Here is a 23,153-nt window from a genome sequence, read left to right on the forward strand (position 1 = left end):
CGTCTGGTCGCTGCCGGATCCGCAACAGTGGCAAGCGGAAACGACGGCCGCACTCGCGGGACTGGTGGATGCCGACTGGTCCGGCTCGTCGGTCGCGACGTTGATGACGCGCGTCGTCCGTCGCGAGACGCCAGACCTCCGGGCACTCGCGGCGACGGCCCGAGAAGCACTCGCCGCTGCGGCAAGCGAGCCGAAGCTGGAGAAGCTCAGCGAGATCGCTACCGCCTGGGCTGAGGTCGCACACGCCGTCGGAGCGGCTTTGCACGCTGATGATCTGCGCCAGGCGAAGGCGCGTTTCGCGAAGCCCACCGGCTCGCTGGCCGGTGGAAAGCGCGGCGAGCTTCGCGATCATCTGGTCGCTGCGACGAACGCGATTCGAGACGCGTTCAAGGCAGAGCCGCTGACCACGGTGCTGTCGTTCGACGACGACATCTGGCAGCGCGGCCTGCGGCTGAGCGTGCCGGCGACGCAGACGTTCGTCCGCCTGCTCGAAGCACTGCAACGCCGCTACGCCGCGGAGAAGCGTCGGCTGCGATCGCTCGATTTCAACGATCTGGAACACACAGCCCTCGATCTGCTCCGCACTCGCCCAGACGTGCAGGCCGACGTGCATCGGCGGTATCGGCACGTGCTGATCGACGAGGCACAGGACCTCAACGCCGTCCAGCACGAGCTGGTCAAGCTTCTCACGCCATCCACTGCGGAGGCGACGACGTTCGTCGTCGGCGACGTGAAGCAGAGCATCTACGGCTTTCGCCATGCCGAACCGAAGCGGTTCCTTGCGAGGCTGGCCGATGCGGATGGAGCGACGGTCGAGCGCGTCGACCTGCGCGAGAACTTCCGCAGCTGGCGGAGCGTCATCGATGCCGTCAACGCCGCGATGCACCGATTGATGAGCGACGAGGAAGCCGTCGATCTGCTGTACGACGAACGCCAGTCACTCGTCGCCGCGGGTGAGCAGACGGGCGACGAGCCCGGCGACATCGGCGGTCCGGCGGAAGTCGTCATCCTGCCGGCCGACCCGGAAACTGATGAGAACTCGGACGGTGACGACGACGACACGCCCGAGCAAGCGGAACGCGAGGCGGCCTACGTCGCGGGCCGCATCCAAACGTGGCTCGCCGAGAAGCGGCAGGTCCACACGTCCGACGGCCGCGTGCCGTTCGAGCCGCGGCATGCGGTGGTTCTGATGCGGTCGCCGAAGTTCGACGGTGCCCGATTCGCCTCGACCATGCGTCGGGCGGGCGTGCCTTGTCGCTCGGAGACGGGCGGCGACCTGCTGACGAGCCTGGAGGTGATGGACGTCTTGGCGGTGCTGCGGCTGATCGACAACCCGCGACGCGATCTCGAGCTGGCGACCTATCTCCGTTCTCCACTCGCCGGCCTGGCCGACGAAGTCGAGCCGGCGGACGTGCTCGGACGGATTCGCGCGGCCGATTCCGATGGCACGTTCGCCGAGGCCACCCGCGCCTTTGCAGACTCCGACGAGTCGGACGCGGAGTCGGTCGCGACGTCGCTGGCGACGCTGACCCGCTGGCAAGACGCCGCCGGTTGCAGCGCGGTCGGCGACCTGGTCCGTAGCATTCTCCGCGAGACGGCCTACCCGACGTATCTCGCCGGACGACCCGACGGCGAGCGTCGCCGGGCCAATCTGCAGGCACTCGTCCACCTCGCGGACACGTTCGATCAATCGCGTCGAGGCGCGGGCGTCGGCGAGTTCGTGTTGCACGTCGAGGCCCTCGCCGGCGTGGCCGAGCCTGTGTCTGCCGGGCAAAGCGACGACGCCGTGCGTGTCATGAGCATCCACGCGTCCAAGGGACTGGAGTTTCCCGTCGTCTTCCTCGTCGGGTGCGGCAAGCGGTTCAATCGGCGTTCACACGAGTCGCGTGTGCTGGTTCATCCGGAAGTCGGCATCGCCCTGCCCGCGTGCGAGCCGGAGCGACGAATCCGGTTCGCCTCGCCGCAGTCGTTCACGGCCAAGCGGCTCGTCCGGGCGTCGGGCCTCGCCGAGGAACTGCGGCTGCTTTATGTCGCGATGACGCGAGCCCGCAGCTTCCTCTGCTGCGTCGGCCATGCGAAAGACGTTCAGGCAGCTCTAACGGCGGGCGATCGATTCGCGCCGGTCGATCGACTGTCCGGGCGAGACGTGCTGGCGGGCGAGTCGTTTGCCACGTGGCTCCTCGCCGCGGCGGCGGGTCGGAGTGAGTTCGCCGTCATGACGCCCGATGCTGGCGACCTCGCGGGGCGTTCCGATGAGCGGAGGCAGGCTCTGTCGGACGAGCTGCTCGCCCGCCGATCGATCGAGCCTGACGCACCGCCCGACGAGCCGACGCGGCGTGTGCTCCGTCGGCTGTCGGTCGACCTTCGCGGGCGCACGGACTGGCGTCGTGCCTCCTCCCGGCCGATCGATCGCCTGTTATCGGAAGCCGGCCTCGCGTCGTACGATGCGCTGGTCGCCATCGCCCGCGGTGCCGAGGCTGGAACGGAAGAGCAGCAGTGGATGGCGTCACTCGACGTTCTGGCCGAGGCACGTGGTGCGTCGGACTGTCGGACCGACGTCCCGATCCTCCTCCCGACCGGCAAGGCCGGCGTCGTGCGTCGCGGGCGGGTCGCTGTGCTGTATCGCGACGTCAACCACGACGTTCGGCTGGTCGATATCGGCGAAGGCGACCTCGATGCCGCAACGCAGCGGGCGAGGCGACTGGCGGCTGCGGTGGCGCGGATCACCGGCCGGACGACGCACGCGACGTGCCTCGTCCCGACGCTGCGGCAGACCGCACACGCCGCTGTCAGCGTCGATCGGGCCACCTCCGGGCGACGACCGGCTTGACGGTTCGCCACCAGCGGGTATGACTGGCCAACCAAAGGCCGCACGGACGCAGCCGACGACGGGTTTTCGAGAGATCACGACGTGACACAACCCGCCCTCATCGCCGCTAAAGCCACCGGCCCTGCCGGCGAGGTCCCGTCGCGTGGGCCTGGTTTTCTCGCACAGAGCCTTGCGTGGCTGCGAAGTCTGCTCCGCCGCGACGATCGCCCCGTCGAGCTGATTGCCCTCGACCTCGACGGGACGCTGCTCGACAGCCAGAAGCGCATCGACGGGCCGACAGTTCGGTCGCTGCAGCTGCTGAAAGAGGTCGGCGTGAAGGTCGTCCTGGCCAGCGCTCGCCCGCCGCGGTCGTGCCGCAAGATTTACGAGGGCTTGGGGCTCGACACGTGGCAGATCAACTACAACGGGGCGCTCCTCTGGGACCCCAAGGGCAGGCGTCCCGTGAAGCACTGGCCGATGCCGGGCGAGCTGGTCTGGGAGATGGCGAGCCTTGCCCGCGAGGTCGTGCCGAACGTGCAGGTCGCTGCCGAGGTGGTCGACCGCTGGTACACCGACCGCCACGATCCGTACCGCACGACTGTCACCGGCCGGCTCTTTCGGCCCGACGTCGTCGCCCCGCTGTCGAGCTGGGCCAAGCAGAACACGACGAAGCTGATGTTCCTCGCCGAGCCACGCAAGGTGGCCCGCGTCCGCGAGGCCCTGCGTGCCCGATACGGCTACGTCGCCAAGGTCGTCCACGCCGATCCGGATCTCGTCCAGGTCATGAGCGACCAGGCCGGCAAAGACGTGGCCCTCAAGATGGTCTGCCGGCAGTATGGCATCGACCCGCGAAACGCGATGGCCGTTGGCGATGCGATCAACGACCTGGACATGCTCAAGAGTGCCGGCACGAGCGTCGTCGTCGCCAACGGCTGCGACGAGTGCAAGGCCGTCGCGTCCTGGATCGCCCCCAGCAACGATGAGGGCGGCGTCTACCAGGCCGTCCGCCGCTACGTTCCGGCCGTTCGGCCTTTGTTGGACGCGGCCTAGCGGCAAGGCTTTGCTGGATCAGGCGATCGCAGAAGTGAGTGGACGCGACGTTTGGTTTAGCTTTCGCTAAGCTGCTGCACCGACGGAGCGTCGCCGGACTCGCCGGCTTCCGCGTCGGCCACGGAGAAGTCCTTGTCCAACACCAAATCGCCCAAACGATCTCGCCCCGTCGTCCGCCGAGAGGTTAAGGCCGACAACAACCCGCTGCTGTTCGCGACCAAGTTCCTCAAGCACGGCACGCGAATCTCCAGCGTCGCCCCGAGCAGCCGACCGCTGGCCCGAGCACTCTGCCGCGACATCGACAAGACCAAGCCGCAGATCATCGTCGAACTCGGTGCCGGCACGGGGCCTGTGACGCAGATGATCGTCGAGCAGATGCACCCCGAGAGCACGCTCGTTGTCAGCGAGATCGACCCCGACTTCTGCGAAATCCTCCGCAAGCGGTTCCCACAGGCACGCGTCGTCGAGGGCGACGCCGGCCAGCTCTCGGAGCACCTGGGCGACCTGCCGCCGGTCGACGTCATCCTCTGTTGCCTCCCGACGCCCTCCCTGCCCGAGAAAGCCAAGGAAGGCGTGTTGAAGTGGATCGCTTCGCAGCCGCAGGCGACGTTCGCCCAGCTGACCGTGATTCCCTGGGTGTTCAAGCCGGTGTACAAGAAGATTTTCCACAAGGTCGACTTCGATCTCGTCGTCCGCAACATCCCACCGGGCGGCGTCTACCACTGCCGCCAGCCCCGCATGGCCGCAGCATCCTGACGCCGTAGCATTCAGCGACGCGCCCGTAGCTCAATTGGATAGAGCATCGGTCTTCGGAACCGAGGGTTGGGGGTTCGAGCCCCTCCGGGCGTGCTTCGTTGATGGGTTAGCCACCAGCGGATCAACGTCGACTCCATCACGACCATATCGGTGAGCGGTGAGCGGTGAGCGGTGAGCGCCAGTGAGCCTCTCTGGCTCGACTCAGTGAGTCCACTCAAGCTTGTAGCTTGTCCGAGTTGAGAACCGCTCATTCCCTCGACGCAGCTCTTCCCGCTCCCACATCCGATCTCTGCGACCAACGCACAACACGCTGCCAACGATCCAGCGATGACGCTCGCGGACGATCAGCGTTTCCTCGGTCGCGGCGGTCTCTCGCACCGACGCCCCAGCACGTTCGGTCGCTTCCACTTCGGCGTCTGCTACTACCCCGAACACTGGGACGACCGGACCCGACGCGACGACGCCAAACGCATGGCCGACGCGGGCATGAACGTCGTCCGTATGGCCGAGTTCGCCTGGTCGGTCATCGAGCCCAAACCCGGTAGCTTCACGTTCGCCTTCTTCGACGACGTCATCGGCGAGCTGGCCGATCACGGCATCGACACGATTCTCTGCACACCCACCGCCACGCCGCCACACTGGTTGTTGCGACGGCATCCGGACATGGTGCAGATCACGGCCTCGGGGCAACCGCTGATCCACGGGTCCCGGCAACACGCGTCGTACTTCCACAACGGCTTCCGCGCCGCAAGCCGAGAGATCACGCGAGCGATGGCCGAGCACTGGCGAAACCACACGTCGGTCATCGGCTGGCAAACCGACAACGAGTTCCACTGTCACTCCGGCACCGATTACTCCGAAGCCGCCGTCGCCGCGTGGCACGTTTGGCTGGGTGCGAAGTACGAAACGATCGATCGCCTCAACGCGACCTGGGGCACCGCCTTCTGGAATCAAACGTACGATGCCTTCGACAACGTCCCGCTGCCCAAGGCCGACGCCCCGACGTACGCGAATCCGGCCCATCATGCCGACTTCCTCCGCTTCCTCGGGGACGGCGTTTCTGACTTCCAGCGGGAGCAGGTGACGATCCTGCGAAAGACCAATCCCGGCTGGTGGATCACGCACAACGGCGTCTTCGAACCGCTCGACTATCGCGGCCAACTCACCGGCGACCTCGACGTCCTCGGGTACGACGTCTATTCGATGTTCCACACGCCCGAGCGGCGTGCCGCAAGACAGGCGTTCAACTGCGATCGCGTCCGCGGGTTCAGCGGCAACTTCATCGTCCCCGAACACCAGGCCGGGGCCGGCGGGCAGACGGAGTACATGCTCGAGCAGCCGATGCCCGGCGAGATGCGGCAGCAGGTCTACCGCACCATCGCGCGCGGTGCGGACAGCCTGCTCTTCTTCCGCTGGCGCTCGTGTCGCGTCGGGGCCGAGCAGTACTGGCTCGGCCTGGTCGATCACGACAACGTCGGCCGACGCAGGCTCGACGAAGCGACCCAGATCGGCAGCGAACTTCGCGAAATCGGTCCGAAACTTCTCGGCTCAACGGTCGCGATCGACTGTGCAATGGCAGAGTGCGACGCCGACGTCGCGATCGGCCACAACGCCTGCACGCTCGGGCTGCCGGAGCCCAAGTCGATCGCGTCGGACGTGCACGACGCGCTGCTGTCCGCTGGCCTGTCGCCCGGATGCGTCCATCCGAGCGACGACCTATCCGGCGTCGGGCTCTACATCATTCCGCATTGGGCGATTTTCGACACAGCGTGGGTCGAACAGCTGACGTCTTGGGTCCATCAGGGCGGCCGACTCGTCGTCGGAGCTCGAACAGCGACACGCGATCTGGCGAACAACATCGTGCCCGACACGCTGCCCGGCGTCCTGCGCGACCTCGCAGGCGTCACCATCTCCGACTACGGCCCGCTTCACAGCGAAGGCCGGCCTGTACACCTCGACAACGGCATCCGCGGCCAGCACTGGTTCGAGGCCATCGAGCCGGATGATGGCACCGACGTGCTGCACCGCTGGGACGCACGAGCACTCGGCAACCCGCCAGCCATCACGCGACGCACCGTCGGTGCCGGCTGGGTCAGCTACGTCGGCACGTATCTCACGCCAGAAGTGATCGGCACGCTGATGCCGACGTGGACGGCCGATTTCCCACGCCTCCGCCTGAGCGACCTTCCTGCCGACATCGAGTTCGTCCGCCGCGAACACCCAGACGGCAGCGTCATCGACTTCTTCTTCAACAATGCCGTCCGGGGCTCGATTGCGATTCCGGTCAGCGGCACTGCCCTTCTCGGCGAGACGGACGGCGCTCAAATGACGCTGCCACCATTCGGGGTCGGCGTCGTTATGAGCGAGATGCCGACCTCACGCTCGGCGTCACCACGACCAGACGCGGTGTGACCGTGCGTGTCGTCACCTCGAACTCGCCATTGCCTTTTGCTGCTTCGTTGTTTCGAGCGTCGAGCAGAGCCAGTGCCGTCGCGGCGATGCGGGCGTGTCGCTTGTCGACCGTGACGCTCGGTGCGCCTTCGTCGAACTGCCTTGTCGGAAACGTTCGCCAGTAGTTGTCGTAGCCCGTCACAAGCACATCGACGCCGGGCTCAAGGCCAATGCTCCGAAGGGCCGAGGTCGCCAGGCCGACCATCGTGTCGGAAGAGCAGATGACCGCATCGAGACCGCTTTTTGCCTGCGTCGCAAGCAGACGCTGCACGACCTTGGTGCCAGTGCGGAACCAGTCGTGCAGGTTTTGGTAGTCGGCCGGCGGGTGTCTGGCGATCACGCGCGCGGCTGGCGGAAGGCCTCGCTCTTCCATCGCTCTCGTGTGACCAACGGCTCTCTGGTCGATCCACCGCTTCTGTGTGGCGTGGCCGAAACGCTCGTAATCGTGCCACAGACGAACAAAGCGGTCACGTCCCTGGTCGAGCAGCCAACGCGTCACCGCGTAGCTGCCCGCGTCATGATCGGATCGAACGACATCGGCCCCGGCAATCGTCGAGCAGTCGGTCTGGATGACGACGGACAACCCAACCTCGCGCAGGCGTCGCACGAGCTCCGGACCGTCGGCATGATCGGCCGCATCTTCGGTCAGCACGGCACCGGCGACGGGCAGCTCGCGCAGCTCACGCTCAGGCCGACGCAACAGCAACGCAGGCCGCATGTGCAGGATCGGTCGATCGTGTCGGTATGCGTGCTCGAGGAACGCCTCGCCCACGTGGGACGGTCGGCCGCGGAACTGTTCGGGGTCGACGTTGTACGGAAGCACGCGGTGACGAACCAGCAGAATCGTCTGCTGCAAGAGCGGCGGCTTGCTCGCGCCAGCTTTCGCGTCATCCGCGTCAGGGCCCGAGACTAAGTCGCGTGCGGACTCGTTGATCGATCGCGTCCGTGGGCCGACGCGGCGCGTGACGTTGAGGCGATCGAGCTCCAGCAGTGCTTTCCGCACGGTGCGCCGTGAGACCCCAGTCAGCTCCTCCAGCCGGCGTTCGGAAGGCACCTTGCCGTCGACGCAGATGCCGTCGACGAAGAGCAACTCCGCCAGCCGGTCGATCGTGCCACGCAACTTTGCTGTTCCGCCAACACCAGGGAGCCTCTCCGGCGACTTGGCCTGCGATTTTCTCGATTCACGCCGCAACGGGCGAGGATAGCCCCGCACCGTCAAACCAGGCCTCGTAACCGCGGTCATTCAGACGCCCCGACGGACTTCACTTGTAACGGGACAAACAGAGCCGGGTTCTTGCTCTCGGCGATGCCTGGTGCGAGCTGGATGTATCCCTCGCGGAAGTCGCTGTCAGACTCGTTGACGAGGATGTTGAAGTTCAAACGATCGCCCAGCGCCTGGGCATTCCCGAGTGTCTCCAGGTCGAGGCCGAATCGATACTGCGTGGTTGTGTCGAGTCGCTTGATCGAGAGATCTCGCCAAGGCGACACCTCGCGGTCGACGCCTGCCGGCACGCCCCACGAGTACGTGATGGTCTCGCCGTCATCGCCCAACGCAACGCCGAGCTCCCAGAAGCCTCTGAGCTCTGGCAGCTCGATCCCCAGCTGGACCGAGTCGCCCTTCCACATCGACCTCGCACCGTTGGGCTGTCGGTTCTGGTCGTCGTTGACGTCGATGCGGAAGTCGAGCTTGCCTTCTTCGGCGGTGATCCAGACCTCGGCGCTCAGATCGTCCGGGCCGAGCCATCGGAAGGCGAAGGTCTCCGGGTCGACTTCGCTGTTGTTGACCACCTGATCGGCACGATTGAGCGTGAAGTCTGGCTCGCGCTGCGTGTCCGACACCGTGCCGACTGCGCGAGCCTTCAACACTGGAATGCTCGCGACCTGCCACGCGTCATCGGCGTTGAGTCGCCACTTCGCGTCAACGAAGCCGGCCGGTCCGCCGGCGATGTCGACGGCGTTGTTGAGTCGGACCGCCCGAGTGAACGATGCCGCGGCACCGGCCGAGACGCGCTCTTCAACGGTCTGTGGTTGGTCGCCGTCGAGCGTGACGCCTCCTCGGGCGGACCATTGCAGTTCGACGGACAACGCCTCGGGAAGCGGGTTGCTCACGGTGATCGCCGCGAGTGACGTCTGACCGTCGAGAAGCGTCAGACCCGGAGCCGCTTCGACGATCGGCTCGAAGTCGGCAGGCAGATCGCGTGCACCGTCGATCGCGATGAGCGTCGGCTCGTGGCCGACCCGAAGAATCACTGACTCGCCGATCGTCTTCAACTCTTTGGAGACGCCCATGAGATTGATCTCAGCGACCGACTCGGCACCTTCGGCATCCAGTGCGAGAATTGCCGGGGCGAGGGCCTGGTCTTGCGTCCAAACGACCAGCACGTAGTCATCGCTGCCGTCGCCCGTGAACACGCCGTCTCCACGAAAGGCATATCCGTAGCGACCGTCGCCAAGGTCGAGCGTGTGGCTGAACTCGCGACCACGCAGGTATCTCGCGACGGTGTTGTACGCGACCCACACCGGTCGCGGCGTGAAGTCTTCGTTGAACATGCGGAACCCGTACGCGGAGTTCTCGCGGTCGCGCTCGGGGACCCAGAGGCAGAACCAGTGGTAGCCCTTTGCTCCAAGCGCCCACGAGTAAGCGAGCTTCTTGGCGAGATCTTCGGCCATCGCGTACTCGCCAGGGCGATCGGTGTAGAGGCCGGTTTCGTTGAAGTAGAACGGCTTCTTCTCGCCACCTGCCGCTTCCCGTCGGGCGAGCAGCTGGTCGATGTCATTGACGAAGTGATGGAAGGGTCCGTGGCGGTGGTAGCCGAACCAGTCGTAGATGTCGGTGTGCTCGCCGAAGAGCATGTCGTACAGATCGAGCTTGGCGTGGCGATGCTCGATGGAAGCCATGCCGCCGCTGATGATGATCGCATCCGGATCGACGGCCTTGATTTCCTCGTAGGCGGCAGCGAGGAGCTCGACGTACTCCTCGCTCGTCCCCTTGAAAAAGCCAATGTCCGGCTCGTTCCAGATCTCGTAGAGCCGAATCCTGCCCTTGTACCGCTCGGCGACCGCGCGGACGAACGTCCGCCAATGTTGAACATCCGGCGGATAACGCCACTGGTGACCCATGTCGTTCTTCGCCTCGATGCGCTGCATCATTTCTGGCGTCTTTGTCCATTTCGCACCGCCAAAGCTGACCATGAGCTGCGGCTCCATGCCGTCGGCGATCGTCGCTTCGACGAGGCGATCAAGCGAGTCCCACCTGTACTTGCCCTGCTCAGGCTCCGTGCCACGCCACTCGGTGCCGAACCGGTTTGCCTCCACGCCGACGAGCCCTGCCGAGCGACTGATGAGCTTCACACGCTCAGGCGGCGACGACCACTCGCGGTGAAAGCCTGCCGTGCCGAAGACGAAGTGATCCGGCTCGATGCCAGGCGTCGGGCCGACGGGATCGAGCACCGCGTACGACGACATGCCCGTCGCGTGCCGACCATCGTCCAGCTCGACCCGCCAATGCGCGTAGAACACGCCGGGCGTCGCTGCGGACTCTGGACCGAAGTCGACGTCGACGCTTCCGCCGGCTGCGACGTCGACCGGTTGGCCGATGCCGAACTCGGGCATATCGCGGAATCGGTTCGTCACCGCCGTCGTGACCGTGGCCGAGATGTCGTTTGACGTGTGATTCTGCAGACCCACCCAGATGCCGCGCGTGTCTCCGGGTTCGAGGAAGTGCAGCGGATCGCCCGTCTCGACGTCGATGCCGATCATCTCGTCGATCGGCTGGAACATCGCAGCTCGGGCCTCGCGAAGCACGAACACGGTCGCGCTCTCCGACGCCGGCCGCTGGACGCGCATGTTGAAGAGCTTGAGTCCGCCGACCGGAGCGGGTTCCTGTCGGTGGAAGTCCCGTGGCGCTTCCCAACGAACGGTGTTCTTGCCGGCCGAGAGCTTTCGCGTGGCGAAGGTGAATCGCTCGCCTTCCTCGTCTTTGAAAGTGATCAGGACGGAACCCGTTTCGCCCTCCAGCAGATCGATGTCGACTTCGAACGATCGGAGGTGATCCAAGCGTTCGAACTCCCCGAGCTGGCGCGCCCAGACCTGCAAGGAGACGCTCTCGTCGGCAGGCCCTAGGTCGATGCGGAGACCGTCGTCGACCAGGGTTCTGCTGTATGAAGGCTTTGGCTTGTGGCGGTCGTGATCGACGATCCAGTCCTGCGTGGCATCGAAGTGCCAAACGGGCCGTACAGCCGACTCAGCAGCAGTTGTGACGCTCGCTCCCGCAAGCACTGCGGCGAATAGAAAGCAGAGCTGTCGACAAAGCATCGTAATCGAAGGGGATGAGGGCATGAGCAGTCGGACTACGAACGTCTTTATCGCTCGAGCATGCGATGGTGTCTGTACGCGGCGTCGAGTCGGAACGTGCCGCCAAGCTCACGGTGCCATCGGCACGTCGTAATCAAAGTCAGGCCGATTGACGGCCTCGCCGATCGAAGGGATCTCCTCGTACGGGCGGGTCTCCTGGTGCAGATCGAAGAAGAGCACGTTGTAAGTGCCGTTCGGATGTGAACGGTACGGCTTGCCGTGGAACTCCCACCACACCCGGAACGAGCCGGAGGGTCGCCCGAGCGTTCCGAACTCTTTGACGTTGGGGTTGTCGTTGAAGTTGTCCCCGATCATCGCAATTCGGCCGAGCGCGATCGAGGCGTCGAAGTTGTCGGGAAAGCGACCCCGAATCTGTCGTGGCTTGAAAGACCCACGCGCAAAGTCGGGCGTTCCACCGACGCCACTTCGGCCGATGTTGAAGGCGTAGCTGCGGTGCTGCCGGTCGTCGACGCCGCGCGTCTCTGTGTCGAACGGACACGCGAAGTGCGGAACGTCAAGCCCGATCGGCGTCGGAATGGTCGGGTCCCACTCCTCTGACAGGCCCAGGTAGGGCATGATCGCCTCCTCCCAGGTGATGGCGGCGTCGCCGAGGACACCGACGGCCTTGGGACTCGGCAGGTATCCCTCGAAGTCGTTCTGATACCCCATGAAGGCAATGCCAACCTGCCGCAGGTTGTTCGCACACTGGATGTTCCTGGCCGAGTCGCGTGCACGGCTCAGCGTCGGAAGAAGGATCGACACGAGCAACGAAATGATGCCGATGACGACGAGCAGCTCCACGAGCGTGAAGCCACGGGCGACGCCGCGATGCGACGAGCGGTTTCCGATCACGGTCGACATGTTGCCTCCTCACAGCAGGATTCGAAAAGAGCCGCGCCGGCCCGTCAAGGCGAGCGCGGCTGGAGGGGAAGCGATCAGCGGCGTCGGCGAAGAGACAACAGTCCGAGCACGCTCAATGCCGTCGCCGAAGCCGGCTCAGGAATGACCTCGGCGTACGTCGTGGCGATGCGAAGGCTGTCGATAGTGACCTCAGGAGCCCTGGACACGCCGCCACCGCCACGACGGACCCGGAAGGTGTCCAGTGCGGAGATTCCGGTGTCGACGACGATCGACGAATCTGCGACAAGCGGTTCCGTGCTTCCGGGGTTCAGGAACAGCTCTACCGTGTCGTAGTTGCCTGACGGGTCCGACTTGCTCGCCTTCAGAACGATCGTGTTGAGCGCGTTTCCGACGCTCACGTTACCGCCATTAACGCTTGAACCGTCGCGGCCACGCGATCGCACTGCAGGGCCTCCGTCGTTGGTGGAGGTGAACCCAAGACTGTTGTTGTCGTCCGTATCGTCTGAGAAGTTGAACCAAACGAACTCAGCGTTCCCAAAAGCAACGTCAACTGCGAAGTAGAGATCGCCTGTCTGACTGGCGAAAGTCCGGCTGATTTGTCCATCGTTCGAAGGGTTGTTGTCGACGCCATTCACCTCGTACGAGACGACGTTGTTACCCAACTGGTCGATGACGTCCCACGTGTTGTCGGTGGCATCCCAACCGTCCTGGCCGAAGACGCTGGCTCCGCTCGTGAACGTTGGGGCTTCAAAGTTGGCTTCATAGAGCACCGCAGCCGAGGCTGTCGTTGCCGCGATGGATGCGGTGGCCGCTGAGAGCACGGCGAGATTCAATTGCTTCTTCATCGGTTTCCTCCGGGAGTAGAGATCGAGCCCGGACGGCCGAGCTCGTGTGCTCCAAAAAAGATACCAAAAATGTCTTCGCTGTCAAGCCGATTCCTCAGGATTCCGTCCAACTGATCCGCCGATCGCGTAGAGCCAGCCGTCTGAGGCCGCGACAAACAGCCGGCCTCCGGCGATCGCTGGGACCGCCTCGTCGACCGTGTCGCCCAGACGCGTCCGCCACACCACGTTGCCCTCCGAATCGACGCAGCGCACGAAGCAGTCGGCGGTCGAAGCGACGACCATTCGACCCTCGCCGTCGACGATCGGCGACGTCAGTGCCCCGCCATCCGTGGACCACAGCAGCCGGCCCGTTCGTCGCTCCAGGCAGTGCGTCTCCGCGGCCAAACCACTCGCACTTGGCCAGACGCCGTCACTGATCCAGATCCGGTCCTTCGTGACAGCCGGCGTGCTGTTGAGCCGGCGACCCTTTGCGACGGCACGCCGCCACTTGAGCACGCCGGTTGCAGCATCGAGCGCGATGAGCGTGCTGCCCATGTTCGTCAAAGTCAGCTCGCCCCCGTCCAGCACCGGTGCCCCGCTGTCGGGTGCGCCGTCGGTCCCGTTCTTCCAGATGAGCGATCCGTCTGTGACGTTCAACGCGTAGGTCAAACCATTCCACGAACCGAAGTAAGCGACCTCGCCATCCGTCGGCGGCATCGGGTGGCAGGCGGCGCCGGTTCGAAATCGCCATCGCGCAAAGCCAGTTCGAAGATCGAGGCCGAAGATGTCGCCGTCGACGGTCGGCACGAGCACCACATCGCCCGCGACGTTCGGGCTCGACCAACACCAGCCGACCGTCTGTCGCCATATCTCGTCTCCTGTCTCGGCGTCCAACGCGAAGAACGTGTCGTCGCCGCCCTGTTGCCCGAAGAGCACAACCGCTCGGTCATCAACGCTTGTCACATGCGGATGACTGCTGATGGCGCTCCCGACTTCGAATCGCCAGCACAGCTTGCCAGACGCCGCGTCGTAGCTCTTCAGGCAGGCGTCCGGGCCGCCGAGATAGACGCGACCGTCTCGGACCGTCGGGCCACTCTGGTAGTAACCACCGCCACCGAACGAGTCGCTCGGAACGAACTCGACGCCTCGTCCGACGTCTGCGGTGACGCCCGCAATCAGTTGTTTGACGAATCGGACCTGTCCGGTCGTCGCATCGAACACGTGCAATCGCAGATCGCTCGAGACCGCCGCGACGAGATCCTCTCCTGCCGCCAAATCGGCAAGGATCGCATGCGTGCTGATCTGCTTCCGCCAGAGCTCTTTGCCAGTGACCAGATCAAATCCGTAGCCGACGCCGTTCCAGTCGACGCAGACCACAACACCGCCGACGACAAACGGCCGCGATCGCAGCCAGCCTTCGGTCTTCTGCTGCCATCGAGTTGTGCCTGACGCCAAGTCGATCGCGAACAGCGCGCCTGCCAGCCCCGGTCCACTGGAACCGACGAGAACCGTGTCACCCTCGACATGCGGCTTCGAAAAGAGCAGGGACGCATGCGGCTCTGGAGGACAGACCGACACGGTCCAGCGAGTCTCGCCATCGTTTGAAACCAGCGAGACGCAGCCATCGTTGGAACCGACGACGATCCCTTCGCCGCAGTGCGACGGCTGATTCGCCGCTGCTCTAAGCCGGTGCCGCCAGCGTGTCGATCCGTCGGCGAGTTCAATGCCGAGCAGTTCGCCGTCGCGTGTCGCAGCGATCACGAGCCGCTGCTCAATAAGCAGAAGCGGCTCGGTGTCGATCGATCCGACAAAGGTGGACCAGCGACGTTCACCGCTCGTCGCGTTCCACGCTTCAACGCGTTCCATCGGGCGTGTCAACGGCGGCCGGTGTTGGATGTGCTGCGTGCCGGCGAGCGTGACGAAGACGTCCTCATTCCCGACAGCAACAGCGGTCCCCAGGCGGTAGTCGACGTGGCCGACATCGATGCGGCGAAGGAAAGACCCATCCTCACGCGAGAAACCCAGCAGGTGCTTGTGCGCCGCAGGTCCGCCGCTGCCGATCTCGCGAACGAGCACCTCGTCGTCGAGCAGGATCGGCGTCGACGCGGCGGCGGGCTTTCCGTAAGGATGCATGATCGGCGAGTCGTCCTCCGTCATCGGCCGACGTGCACGCCAGACTTCGTCACCGGTGTCGAGGTCGAAACAGATCGCATGGTGTCTCATGCCCGGCGACGCGACGTAGACGCGGCCGTCTTTTGCCACGGGTGCGGCCTTCCAACGCAGCCCGGCCGCGGCTCGCCACGCCACGCCGCCATCGGTCGGGCCGCTGGCCGACGTCACACCTGTCTGTCCCGCATCGTTGTGGAAGTGAGGCCAGTCGCTCTCATCTACTCCCGAGGCAGAAGCTTGTCCTTTGATCTCCCGGACCACCTCCCCGCGCGATGCGAGGTCCTCGAGGATGGCAAAGCCCTTGTCAACAGCCGCAAGAACCGCTGGGTTCCCCGTCTTTCCGCCGCGAAGGTGCGACTCGTGCAACGGTTCAAGGACCGAACCATCGTGTCCGAGTCGCTGGAGCAGCCGGCACCACGAATAGAGGATCTCCATTCGACGCCCAAACGTTGCAGGCGTCGTCGGGCTGGCCCGAACCTCGCGTCGAACGAAGTCGATCTCGTGGTCGCCGGTCAGGACCACTGCTTGCTGTACGAGCCGAGGCGAATCGCGGCGGTCTTCGTTTCGGTGTACTCCAGCACGCTGTGCGGCCCGAGCTCTCGACCAAGGCCCGACATCTTGTAACCGCCGAACGGCAACTCCGGCGCGCCGGCGAGGAACGTGTTGACCCAGACCGTGCCGGCACGCAACCGGCGCATGACGCGCAGGGCGCGGTCGTTGTTTTCGGTCCAGACGCTTGCGGACAGCCCATAGCTGGTGCCGTTCGCGACGCGAACGGCCTCGTCTTCGGTCTTCACGCGGAGGACGACGAGCACCGGGCCGAAGACTTCGAAGCTGGCAACGTCCATGTCGGGCGTGACGTGATCCAGCACGACCAGCGGCAGGAAGTTGCCATGGCCAGGCGCGTCTCCTCGAAACGCCACGACCGCCCCGTCCTTCTCAGCTGCCTCGACGGCGGTCACGATGCGGTCGCGCTGCTTGTCGTTGATGATCGCACCGACCTGCGTTGCTTCGTCGGACGGATCGCCGACCTTGACGAGCTTCGCGGCATCGACGACGCGGCGAACCAGGTCGTCCGCAACGGACTCGTGCACGACCACGCGGCTGCCAGCGTTGCAGCACTCGCCCATGTTGAAGAACGCACCGTGCAGCACCGCGTCGGCAGCAGCGTCGAGGTCGGCATCGTCGAACACGAGTTGCGGGTTCTTCCCGCCGAGTTCGAGCGCGACCTTCTTGAGATTGCCCGCTGCGACAGCGGCGACCTTCTGGCCGACGGCGGTCGATCCGGTGAACGAGACGAAGTCGACGTCGTCGTGCTCTGCAAGCGTTTGCCCGACGGGATCGCCGTAGCCGGTGACAACGTTGCACACGCCGTCCGGTAGCCCGGCCTCTTTCAAGATGGCAGCGAGGCCCAGCGTCGTCGCACTCGTCAACTCGCTTGGCTTCAACACGGCCGTACACCCAGCGGCCAAGGCGAACGGCAGCTTTTGGCTAATGATCAGCAGCGGGAAGTTCCACGGCGTGACAAGTCCGCACACGCCGATCGGCTCGCGCAGTGTCAGGCCGAGCATCGACTCGCCGAGCGTGTTGGTCGTCTCGCCGTGCAGATGCCGGCAGAGCGCGGCCGCGTAGTCCCAGATGCCAGCCGACCACTCCATCTCGTTACGCGCCTGACTGATCGGCTTGCCGCTTTCGGCCGACTCGTGTCGAGCCAGCTCGTCGGCATCGCGACGAATGAACGCCGCGACCTTCGAAAGCAACGCCTGACGTTCGGCACCGGTCGCGTGCGACCACGGTCCGTCGTCGAACGCCTCGCGTGCAGCCGCGATCGCTTGCTCGACATGCTGCTTTGTGCCATTGGCGTAGGTTGAGACGAGTTGGCCCGTGGCCGGGTTGTGTCGCTCGATACGTTCGGCCGACTCGACGGCTTGGCCGTTGATGACGTGCTGGTAGTGGGTGGCGGTCATGCCGAGCCTCCGATGATGTTGCGGTGTTGCAGGTCGTCGATCCGGACTGCGTCGAAGCCGAGTTCTTCGAGGATCACCCGCGAATCCGCCCCGAGATCTGGCGGCGGACCGTCGTGCGTCGGCGGCGTGTCGTGCAGACGGATCGGCGTCCCCAGGACGTCGAGCCTGCCGGCACGCGGATGGTCGAGACCGACCACCATGCCGTTGTGCCGAACCTGCGGATCGTTTGCCGCGGTTTTGAAGTCGTTGACGCGCGCGCACAGGACGCCCTTCGGTTCAAGCTCCGCGATCCACTCGTCGGTCGTGCGTGTACGAAAACGCTCAGCGAGGAGCTCGTTGAGCTTGCCGCTGTTTTCGATCTGCCGATCTTCCGTCGCAAACTCGTCACGCTCCGAGAGGTCATCGAAGCCGAGGGCCTGGCTGATGTCGCGGAGGGCGTTGTCGCTGAAGACGGGCGACACTTCGATCGCACCGTCGCTGGTCAGGAAGGCCTTGTTAATCGCACGCTCCGTCCCACCGACACGCGCCGGCTCGTCGATCTTGTCTTCGTTCAACTCGACGGCCGCCTCCCACGCATGGGCGTGCATGGCAACGCTCAGCAGATCGGTCGTCACGCGTTGCCCACGCCCCGTTCTGTCGCGGCCGTGGAGCGCGGTCAAGATGCCGATCAGCAGATTCAAGCCGGCCGGATAGTCGACGCTGATGCCACCCGGAATCGGCGGCTTGCCCTGGCCTTGATCGATGAACCAACCCGCTTCCGCCCGGGCCATCATGTCGTGGCCGCCGCGCTTGCGATCGACGTAGGGCCCGCTGTCGCCCCAGCCGCTGCTAGCGGCGTAGATCAGCTGCGGGTTTCGCTCGCTCAGGTCCTCGTACCCGAGTCCAAGCTTCTCCATCACGCCGCCGCGGAAGTTGTGGACGAGGACGTCTGCCCGATCGATCAACTCGAGGATGACCGACATGCCATCGGGCTGCTTCATGTCGACCGTCAGGCTCCGCTTGTTGCGGTTGAGGTTCGCAAACGGAAGGCTGACGCCTTTGACGAATGGGCCCCACGCCCGGCTCCAGTCGCCGCTGCCGGGCCGCTCGACCTTGATGACATCCGCGCCGTAATCGGCCAGCAGTTGCGTCGCGACCGGGCCCTGGTAGACATGGCTGAAGTCGATGACTCGCAAGTCGCTGAGCGGGAGATCGTTGGTTGGCGTCACTTGTTCCGGCTCCTCTTGGCAAGAAACGCGGAAAGCCGCGCGGCGGCGTCGGGGTCGCGCGCGCACGCAGCAGAGTGATGTGCCTCGGCCTTGCGATTGGCTTCGTGGGCCGCCTCGGAAGCGTCGTTGAGGATCGCCTTCATCGTGGCGAGCGATGCAGCGTTCATCTCGCAAACACGACGGGCGTAGCCGGCGATCGCTGCATCGAGCGACGTCGGACTCTCATGCAGCGCGTCGACAAGGCCGACGTCTTTCGCCGCTTGGCCGTCAAGCACGTCGGCGACGAAGAAGAGCCGCTTTGCCGTCGCAGCACCAACGCGATCCGGAAGACGACGCGTCCCGCCCCAACCTGGCACGAAGCCGAGCGAGGCCTCGGTCAGCCCGAGCCTGGCGGATGTGTCGCAGAAGATCAGATCGCAGGACAAAGCGAGCTCAAGCCCGCCGCCAACGGCATGGCCGCAGACGCGGGCGATCGTCGGCACCGGCAGCCGCTCCAGCCGTCGAAACACGTCGTGGCCCTTCCGTACCCACGGCCCGATCGTCTCGGCATCGAGCGTCCGGAGGGCGTCGATGTTCGCCCCGACGCAGAAGTAGCGATCGACCGCGCTCCGCACGACGACCAGACGGGGCGTTGTCCGTTCAACGTCGCCGAGCGCTTCGTCCAACGCATCGAGAACCGAGCCGTCAAGCGTCGGCGGCTTGCCCGTCGGGGGGACGAGCGACACCTCGGCAGTGTCGCCGTCTCGCCGGAGTTGGATCGTTGTCGCGTCGGCCACGAGACTCGTTTCAGACGATGTGCTGGCGAAGCGATCTGACGGCTGAGACGCGGTCGCCCTTTCCAATGCGCCGGACAATCTCAGCGTGCTCGTCGTAGCTCTCGACGAGCGCGTGGTGCCGCGAGTAGCGCAGCAGCATCTGCGACATCGTCGGCAGCCAGTGGTCGAGCAACGCCCCGTCGTCGGCCGACGCGACGATGGTGCGGTGGAAGCTCATGTCGAGCCTGACAACCTCGCTCAGATCGCCCTTCCGACACGCCCGGCGATACTCGGGCAGACCATCAGACAGCGCGCCCCTCAGCGGATCGATGCCCTCAGCGAACGCCTGCTCCAACGCGCTGGTCTCCAATGTCCGCCGGACCGCGACGAGCGTCCGCCGCTTGAACGCCGACGGCGGATTCGCCACCCGAACGCCGGCATTGGGGCGAGCCTCGACGAGCCCTTCGTGTTCGAGCCTCGCGAAGACGTCACGAATCTTGGCTCGACTGCTCTTGAGCGACTTGGCATGCGCAATCTCCCTGAGCCGATCCTGCGGCTGCAACGCCCCGGTCACGATTTGCAGCCGGAGCACATCGAGCAGATCTCCAGCACTTTCGCGCATGCATCACATATCTAACGCGTGATCAACGATTGTCAACAATGTGCGTGTAATTGCCGTCAATTTATTGTCCGTTGTTTGGCGTACAGACGATCGCCGCGCGATCGAGTTCGCTCGTCGCGGTTCCGAAGGTGTTCTTGGACGCGGAAACCCGTTGGCCCCCATTGGCCCTCAGGGATTCGAACCCCGACTAACTGGACCAGAACCAGTCGTGCTACCGTTACACCAAGGGCCAGGTGCCGGCGACTCTAGTCACGCCTCCAGCGGTTTGGCGAGGCGGGTACGGAAGCCTTCCACCTCTTCAGCGAGACCTTCGGCGGGGGACGGGTACTGACTTCTTGCCGAGCGCAGTGTGTCGCGGACAAGGCCCGTGACGAGGTAGTCGCGGTACCACTTCTGATCGGCGGGAATCGCAAACCACGGGGCGGCCTCCGTGCTCGTCGCAGAAACCGCGTCGCTGAACGCGGCCTGATAGTCGTGCCAGCGCTCGCGCTCGTCGAGGTCGGACGCGGAAAACTTCCACCACTTCGTCGGGTCGTTCAGCCGGTCTTGAAACCGGTCGGCCTGCTCGTCGGGCGAGAGGTTCAGGAAGATCTTCAGCACGATCGTCCCCTCGGCCGCGAGCATCGACTCGAAGTGCACGATCTGCTCGTATCGCTTCGACCAGACCGTCTCCGGCACGAGGCCCTTCACACGTTCTACGAGGACGGCCTCGTAGTGGCTGCGATTGTGGATCGAGATCATGCCGCCGGCCGGGCATCGTTCGTGGTGTCGCCAGAGGAAATCGTGGCTCTTTTCAAGGTCGGTCGGCTGCTTGAACGACCAGACGCGGACGCCCTGCGGATTGAGATTGCCAAAACACCGGCGGATGGTCGAGTCCTTCCCGCCGGCATCGATGGCCTGGAGCAGGACGAGCAGCGACTTGGACCCGTCGGCGTAAAAGACGTTCTGCAGCTCGCGAAGCTCTTCGACGTGCTCCTTCGTCTTGGCTTTTGCGGCAGCTTTGTCGAGCTTGGCGTCGCGTGCATCGGTGGCCAGATTAAGCTTGAACGCACGATCCGGAACCCCCGGTTTCGTCGCGACTGGCACCCGAAACGGCTCGACAGGCTTGAACGGCATCGCGTCAAGCTATCGGATTTAGCCGCCCGCGTGAGCGGGCGCTTTCTCGTCAGATGCGTCCGCTCACGCGGGCGACTCACTACCGTTTTGCATGAAGCTCTACACCCGCACCGGCGACGACGGCACCACCGGGCTCATCGGCGGCGGACGCGTCGGCAAAGACGACCTTCGGCTCGACGCGTATGGCACCGTCGACGAGCTCAACGCCCTCCTGGGTCTGGCAGCGTCGACGGGCGGCGATCTGCCGTTGATCGCGCAGGTGCAGAGCGACCTCTTCGCCATCGGCAGCCATCTCGCGGCACCCGGCGGCGGAACGGACAACATCAAGCTGCCGGCCCTGCCCGATGCGGCGCGGCTGGAGTCGGAGATTGACGGCTTCGACGAGAAGCTGCCGGCCCTGAAGACGTTCATCCTCCCGGGCGGCAGCGAGTTGGCGAGCCGGCTGCACGTGGCGAGGTGCGTCTGCCGACGTGCGGAACGCGCATGCGTCGCCCTGGCGCGGCACGACGCGGTCGCAGGCGTGCCGGACGAGGTGGTGACCTACCTGAACCGGCTCAGCGACTGGTTATTCGCCCGAGCCAGGCTGGCGAACCACGATGCGGGTGTGGCCGACGTGCCGTGGACGCCTTGAAGCGAGTTTTCAAGAGGGATGTGATCGCATTTGCCTTGCATCGTCCGGCGTGATCGCTATCTTCGCGGCAACGTTTTTCGCGTCGCGACGTGCGGCCAACGGGAAGAGATCAAGAGAGAGATTTGTTCAGGATCACATCAAGACGTTGTCGCACGGGCACATGATGTCCACCTCCACCGCTGACTGACCTCGCGGGGTTTTGGTGTGCGGTTTCTCGAGTGTGAGCCTGCTTTGTCTGGGAGATACCACACATGAACACGTACAAGCTCGCGGCTGCGGCCGCTGCGTTTCTGGCCGCTCCGGCGTTTGGTCAGTTCGCGTACGACGAACTGGTCGACGGCGACCTGTCAAACGACGAGGCTGTCCCGACGCCGCTGATTGCCGCGGTCGGAACCAACACCGTTTCCGGCACCGCAGGCGGCGGAGCCCTAGGCGATCCGTTCCCGGCCGACTTCGCTGACGCCTTCACGTTCACTGTTCCGGCCGGCTTCGCGCTCAACAGCGTCACGGTCGACACCTACGTCGTTGCCGGCGGCAACACGTCCAGCGGCCTGAACTTCGTCAGCGGCACGACCTGGGACGGCAACTTCCTCGCTCCAAACTTCATCACGAGCACCACAATCACGCCGGCCTCGGTTGGAACGGATGTGCTTGGCACCCCGCTGCTTGCTGGCGACTACACCGTCTCGCTTCGCGAAGGCACAGCCGGCCAGACCTATGCCCTGAGCTTCGATATCGGCGTCTTCACGCCGCCGACCCCGCCGCCCGCGACGTCGGCCTTCGTCGATCCGACTGGCTCGGTCGCGCTCTCGCTCGCGCCGGACACCGTCGTGTTCTACGAGATTGAGATCGACGGAGCCCCCGGCACGATCGACACCTTTGGGAGCGACTTCGACACTGAGCTCGGCCTCTACAGCGATCTCGGCGCCCTCGTCGACACGAACGATGATGCGGGCGGCCTGTTGCAGAGCGAGCTCGACATCACGGGCCTGACGCCCGGTACCTATTACCTCGCTGTCGGCGGGTTCAACACTGAATTCAACGGTGGCTTCAATGCCGCCCCGGACATCTTCGGCTTTGACGGTGGCAACCTAGTCATCAATGGCATTGCCATCCCCGAGCCGACGAGCCTCGCGCTCATCGGCATGGGCGGCCTAGTCGCCCTGCGTCGTCGCCGGGCCTGAGCCGCTTTCAACAGACCCCTTCTTGACTTGGGCCGGCCCGCCTTCTGGTGGGGCGGCCCAGGTTGTATCGTGAGGCGACGTGTCTGCTGGCAATCCATCCACGACACCCACGGCCCGGCTCCCCGGTCGGCGGGCGTGCTTGCGGACACGTCTCGATCGACATCTGCAGAAGCCGATGGTGCTGCTGGCGGCGGTCTTCATCCTCGTGATGACGATTGCCCTGCCCCACAGCTTCACCACCATCGAAGACGGCCCGGGCGTCGTGGCCGTCGTGGACGCGGTCGATGATCCGCTGGCTGTACCGGCCAAGCCCGGGCCGCTGGAGCGATCGGCCATGCTCTCGGTGGCCGCGCGGATCACGCTGGTCTTCATCGCCCTGCCCTTCTGGGCGGAGTTC

At 65.0% G+C, this 23,153-nt stretch carries 17 protein-coding genes and 2 tRNA genes; 8 read left to right on the forward strand and 11 right to left on the reverse strand.

What is annotated here, in order from left to right; all coding sequences use genetic code 11:
- The 5 genes from AAGI46_05720 to AAGI46_05740 all read left to right on the forward strand — a co-directional run.
- A partial coding sequence (locus tag AAGI46_05720; GenBank protein MEM1011704.1) for a UvrD-helicase domain-containing protein occupies positions 1 to 2,830 on the forward strand: 2,830 nt, incomplete at its 5' end.
- 81 nt (positions 2,831 to 2,911) lie between these two features.
- Positions 2,912 to 3,859, forward strand: coding sequence for a Cof-type HAD-IIB family hydrolase (locus tag AAGI46_05725; protein MEM1011705.1), 948 nt, complete (start codon positions 2,912 to 2,914; stop codon positions 3,857 to 3,859).
- A gap of 132 nt (positions 3,860 to 3,991) precedes the next feature.
- On the forward strand, positions 3,992 to 4,615 hold the full coding sequence (locus AAGI46_05730; GenBank protein ID MEM1011706.1) for a methyltransferase domain-containing protein: 624 nt from the start codon (positions 3,992 to 3,994) through the stop codon (positions 4,613 to 4,615).
- Positions 4,616 to 4,634: 19 nt separating this feature from the next.
- Positions 4,635 to 4,708, forward strand: a tRNA-Arg gene (locus AAGI46_05735).
- 234 nt (positions 4,709 to 4,942) lie between these two features.
- Complete coding sequence (locus AAGI46_05740; protein ID MEM1011707.1) at positions 4,943 to 7,027, forward strand: beta-galactosidase; 2,085 nt, start codon at positions 4,943 to 4,945, stop codon at positions 7,025 to 7,027.
- Here AAGI46_05740 and AAGI46_05745 read toward each other — a convergent pair.
- From AAGI46_05745 to AAGI46_05795, 11 genes are all read right to left on the reverse strand, one after another.
- On the reverse strand, positions 6,972 to 8,186 hold the full coding sequence (locus AAGI46_05745; protein ID MEM1011708.1) for a substrate-binding domain-containing protein: 1,215 nt from the start codon (positions 8,184 to 8,186) through the stop codon (positions 6,972 to 6,974). The genes AAGI46_05740 and AAGI46_05745 overlap by 56 nt on opposite strands.
- A 119-nt stretch (positions 8,187 to 8,305) precedes the next feature.
- Complete coding sequence (locus AAGI46_05750; GenBank protein MEM1011709.1) at positions 8,306 to 11,122, reverse strand: hypothetical protein; 2,817 nt, start codon at positions 11,120 to 11,122, stop codon at positions 8,306 to 8,308.
- A 366-nt stretch (positions 11,123 to 11,488) separates the two neighbouring features.
- Positions 11,489 to 12,280 carry a type II secretion system protein gene (locus AAGI46_05755; protein MEM1011710.1) on the reverse strand — a complete coding sequence of 264 codons (792 nt, stop codon included), beginning with the start codon at positions 12,278 to 12,280 and terminating at the stop codon, positions 11,489 to 11,491.
- A 74-nt stretch (positions 12,281 to 12,354) separates the two neighbouring features.
- Positions 12,355 to 13,125 (reverse strand): hypothetical protein, encoded by a 771-nt coding sequence (locus tag AAGI46_05760; GenBank protein ID MEM1011711.1) that lies wholly within the window; start codon positions 13,123 to 13,125, stop codon positions 12,355 to 12,357.
- 81 nt (positions 13,126 to 13,206) lie between these two features.
- Positions 13,207 to 15,795 carry a PQQ-binding-like beta-propeller repeat protein gene (locus AAGI46_05765; GenBank protein ID MEM1011712.1) on the reverse strand — a complete coding sequence of 863 codons (2,589 nt, stop codon included), beginning with the start codon at positions 15,793 to 15,795 and terminating at the stop codon, positions 13,207 to 13,209.
- A complete protein-coding gene (locus AAGI46_05770) occupies positions 15,786 to 17,240 on the reverse strand; it encodes an aldehyde dehydrogenase family protein (GenBank protein MEM1011713.1) in 1,455 nt (484 codons plus the stop codon). The genes AAGI46_05765 and AAGI46_05770 overlap by 10 nt, the downstream gene beginning before the upstream one ends.
- Positions 17,237 to 18,448, reverse strand: coding sequence for a CoA transferase (locus AAGI46_05775; GenBank protein MEM1011714.1), 1,212 nt, complete (start codon positions 18,446 to 18,448; stop codon positions 17,237 to 17,239). Before AAGI46_05775 ends, AAGI46_05770 begins: the two co-directional genes overlap by 4 nt.
- Positions 18,445 to 19,224 (reverse strand): enoyl-CoA hydratase/isomerase family protein, encoded by a 780-nt coding sequence (locus AAGI46_05780; protein ID MEM1011715.1) that lies wholly within the window; start codon positions 19,222 to 19,224, stop codon positions 18,445 to 18,447. The genes AAGI46_05775 and AAGI46_05780 overlap by 4 nt, the downstream gene beginning before the upstream one ends.
- A gap of 10 nt (positions 19,225 to 19,234) precedes the next feature.
- Positions 19,235 to 19,825 carry a GntR family transcriptional regulator gene (locus AAGI46_05785; protein ID MEM1011716.1) on the reverse strand — a complete coding sequence of 197 codons (591 nt, stop codon included), beginning with the start codon at positions 19,823 to 19,825 and terminating at the stop codon, positions 19,235 to 19,237.
- Between the two features lie 161 nt (positions 19,826 to 19,986).
- Positions 19,987 to 20,057 (reverse strand) — tRNA-Gln (locus tag AAGI46_05790).
- A gap of 17 nt (positions 20,058 to 20,074) precedes the next feature.
- Positions 20,075 to 20,941 carry a PPK2 family polyphosphate kinase gene (locus AAGI46_05795; protein MEM1011717.1) on the reverse strand — a complete coding sequence of 289 codons (867 nt, stop codon included), beginning with the start codon at positions 20,939 to 20,941 and terminating at the stop codon, positions 20,075 to 20,077.
- Between the two features lie 91 nt (positions 20,942 to 21,032).
- Between AAGI46_05795 and AAGI46_05800 the strand changes: the two genes are divergently transcribed.
- The 3 genes from AAGI46_05800 to AAGI46_05810 all read left to right on the forward strand — a co-directional run.
- Positions 21,033 to 21,572, forward strand: a complete 540-nt coding sequence (locus AAGI46_05800; GenBank protein ID MEM1011718.1) for a cob(I)yrinic acid a,c-diamide adenosyltransferase — start codon at positions 21,033 to 21,035, stop codon at positions 21,570 to 21,572.
- 251 nt (positions 21,573 to 21,823) lie between these two features.
- Entirely contained in the window at positions 21,824 to 22,756 is a 933-nt protein-coding gene (locus tag AAGI46_05805) for a PEP-CTERM sorting domain-containing protein (GenBank protein ID MEM1011719.1), read from the forward strand.
- Between the two features lie 139 nt (positions 22,757 to 22,895).
- Positions 22,896 to 23,153 (forward strand): hypothetical protein (locus tag AAGI46_05810; protein MEM1011720.1); only part of this gene is annotated, 258 nt, incomplete at its 3' end.

The sequence above is a fragment of the Planctomycetota bacterium genome (assembly GCA_038746835.1).
In the GTDB taxonomy this organism is placed as follows: domain Bacteria; phylum Planctomycetota; class Phycisphaerae; order Tepidisphaerales; family Tepidisphaeraceae; genus JBCDKH01.